General features: G+C 43.7%; 2 protein-coding genes. Both read left to right on the forward strand.

The window, feature by feature from the left end:
• Window positions 1–583: substrate-binding domain-containing protein (locus tag CCU_RS11215; protein WP_208896188.1), on the forward strand; the 583-nt coding region annotated here is incomplete at its 5' end.
• Between the two features lie 280 nt (window positions 584–863).
• The coding region (locus CCU_RS11220) for an extracellular solute-binding protein (protein ID WP_208896189.1) at window positions 864–2,037 on the forward strand (1,174 nt) is incomplete at its 3' end.

Here is a 2,037-nt window from a genome sequence, read left to right on the forward strand (position 1 = left end):
ACAGCTTGCTGCCCAGGAATTTATAAACAGTGGATGCAAATATGTCATCCACATATCAGGAATCAAGGTAGATAAGAATATCATGTCATTTGAGTGCCATGAGGAACTAGATAGAGTCCTTGCCGAGAATGGGATAAAATCCAGACGAGTTCCAATACAGTGGAACGACTTTGATTTTCATGGATATTTTGAGATGGCAAAATGCATACTGGAGGAGTATCCTGACGTGGACGGAATATTTGCCGCAGACATGCCGGCGATAGCATTCCTTAAGGCGGCACTTGCCATAGGCAAAAAGATTCCTGATGACCTGGCGATCGTGGCATACGACGGAACGTACATAACCAACGCCAGCACGACAAGGCTCACATCGATACATCAGCCGTACAAGGAGATCGCCCAGGAGGCAGTACGCCAGCTTATGGAGATGATCGACGGACCGGAGGAGGAAGATGATGCCGAAGGACAGGTTGAAAGAGCAACCGCAGATCAGATCGACAGCGCAAAAGAGAGAAACACACATATAGACGGAAATCTTATACTACTTCCGGTGAGCGTAGAAAAAGGCGATACAACTTTATAGTATGATTACGAAAAGAAGTTCATGAAGAGAAAATGAGGTGCCACTCAAAAATCATGAACTTCTTTTTTATGCGGGTACAAAACATAAAAAACTTACTAAGAGCACAAAATACAAAAATCTATAAATCCCCTATTGACGAAACATGTTTCATATGATAATCTTAATGCAAATGAAACATGTTTCATTTAAGCGCTTATGAAATGTGTTTTATCGGAACAATATGAATGATAGCGAGAATTAACAAGAGGGAAAATTCAAAGCAAGAAAAGGAGAAAAGGTTATGAGAGCAAAGAAATTAGTAGCATGTGCACTTTCAGCAGCTATGATGCTGGGACTTGCATCCATGACAGGATGTGGTTCAGCAAAGAAGGATTACGATCTGTATATTTACAACACAAAGTCTGAGATTGCAGACAGCATCCAGGATCTGTGCAAGGATTATGAGACAGAGACAGGAGTTAAGGTTAAGGTTTACACATGTGGTACACAGGAGACCATGGAGACACTCAGATCTGAGATGAATTCCAAGAACTATCCTACACTGTACGCGATAAATCAGGCACAGTTCACAGAGTGGAACGAGGGCGGATTTGTACTTCCATCAACATCAGTAAAGAATGAGGAGTTAAAGTCAATCTACGATTCAATTCCAGAGAGCATGCAGCTCGCAGATGAGAGCGGAGCAAGCTGCGGAATCCCTTACAACGTAGAGGGTTACGGACTTATCGCAGATACGCAGATGATATGTGATGTATTTGGACTTGACAGCGCAGACGCATTTGTCGCTGATTACAGAAGTGCCAATTATGAAGAGTTCACAGGCATGATCAAGGCAATCGATGATTACATAAACGGCAAGGGTGGTGAGAAGGTTACACTTTCAGGCAATGCATACACCACGGCAAAGGACAAGACAGCTACAACAGAGAACATGAACGGAGTATTTGCAATCGCAGGTGCTGAGAAGTGGACATATGCAAACCACTATACAAACTACGCACTGAATGCAGTGTTCTCTAATTACAATGCAACGGCAGCAGCTACAAAGGAAGATGTTGATAAGCTTGAGGAGCCACTTGTAAAGATGGTTCAGGAGCTTGATATGCTTTCAAGCTACACAGCAGGACCAAGCGGCAAGGTAGAGCGTGGATCAGAGTACATCAACTCAACAGTGACAGGATATGATCAGGCAGTTCAGACATTTGCCGAGGGTAAGGCAATGTTCATCAAGCAGGGTAACTGGATATACGGAACCATCGCAGGTGTGGATGCAGACAAGGCATCAAGACTTACGATGCTCCCAATGAAGGTCAACCTTGAGCAGAGTGACATCTCAGCTGAGGGCGTTACAGTTGACAAGATGAACAGCTCAATCCCTGAGTTTGTTTCACAGTATTACGTTATCAACAAGAAGGATTCAGAAGAGGAGCAGAAAGCCGCTGAGGACTTCCTTG

Source organism: Coprococcus sp. ART55/1, assembly GCF_000210595.1.
GTDB lineage: Bacteria > Bacillota > Clostridia > Lachnospirales > Lachnospiraceae > Coprococcus > Coprococcus aceti.